We start from the raw sequence: 1,280 nt of genomic DNA on the forward strand, positions 1-1,280 counted from the left end.
GGGACTGCTGCATGATCGGGTGACAGCGGGGTTTATGCAGCCAGTGCTGCGGGTGGGGTCATGATGGTCTCGTACTCGACGGGGGTCAATCGGCCCAGGCGTCTCTGTCGCCGACGCCGGTGGTAGGTCCGCTCGATCCAGGTGACGATCGCGATCCGCAGCTCCTGGCGGGTGGCCCAGGTACGGCGGTCGAGGACGTTCTTCTGCAGCAGCGCGAAGAAGCTCTCCATGGCCGCGTTGTCGCCGGCGGCCCCGACGCGGCCCATCGAGCCGACCAGGCCGTGCCGAGTGAGTACGGCAGCAACTTTCCGTGACCGGAACTGCGAGCCGCGGTCCGAATGCACCACGCAACCGGCGACCTGGCCGCGGCGGGCGGCGGCGGACTCCAGCCCGGCCACGACGAGGCGGGACTCCATCCGGGCGTCGATGGAGTAGCCCACGATGCGGCCCGAGTACACGTCCTTGACGGCACACAGATACAGCTTGCCCTCGCCGGTCGCGTGCTCGGTGATGTCCGTGAGCCACAATCGGTTCGGACCCTCCGCGGTGAAGTCGCGCCGCACCAGGTCATCGTGGACCGGCGGCCCGGACTTGGCGTTCTTGCCGCGGCCCCTGCGCTTGCCGAAGGCACTCCACCAGCCGTTGTCCCGGCAGATTCGCCAGGCGGTCCGCTCCGCCATCGCCTCACCGGCGGCCCGGGCCTCGTCGAGAAGGAAGCGGTGACCGAACTCGGGATCGTCGCGGTGCGCGTCGAACAGGGCGTTGGCCCGGTATGCCTCGGACCGTTCGGCGTGGGTGACCGGCCGGTCCAGCCACCGGTAGTAGGGCTGGCGGGCCAGCCCGAGCACCCGGCACGTCACCGCCACCGGCACCCGGTGAGGGGCAGCGGCGGCGGCCAGCTCGCGGACGAGCGGGTACATCATTTTGACGGCAGGTTCGCCTGCGACAGATACGCCGCAGCCCTCCGGAGCACCTCGTTCTCCTGCTCCAGCAGCCGGATGCGCTTGCGCGCCTCGCGCAGCTCGGCCGACTCACCCGACGATGTCGCGGGCCTGGCGCCCTCGTCGGTCTCGGCACGGCGCAGCCACTTCGACAGCGTGATCGGGTGGACGCCGAAGTCGGCGGCGATCTGTTCCAGCGTGACGCCAGGCTCGCGGTTGCGCGCGACCCGCACGACGTCCTCGCGGAACTCCTTCGGATACGGCTTGGGCACTGCGACATCCTTCCAGGCCGCCTCTCAGCAAGCCAGGTCAGGTGTCACCCAACCCTGCAGCAGTCCC

1 protein-coding gene is annotated in these 1,280 nt (G+C 70.0%); it reads right to left on the reverse strand.

Annotated features, from left to right (window positions below):
* Window positions 1-32 precede the first annotated feature (32 nt).
* Window positions 33-1,213, reverse strand: a protein-coding gene (locus tag AB0398_RS34265) for an IS3 family transposase (protein WP_366379580.1) whose coding sequence is annotated in 2 segments (ribosomal slippage) — window positions 33-926 and window positions 929-1,213 — 1,179 coding nt in all. Because the reading frame shifts where the segments join, the coding sequence is not laid out codon by codon here.
* Between the last annotated feature and the right edge of the window lie 67 nt (window positions 1,214-1,280).

The organism is Streptomyces sp. NPDC086147 (genome assembly GCF_040702165.1).
In the GTDB taxonomy this organism is placed as follows: domain Bacteria; phylum Actinomycetota; class Actinomycetes; order Streptomycetales; family Streptomycetaceae; genus Streptomyces.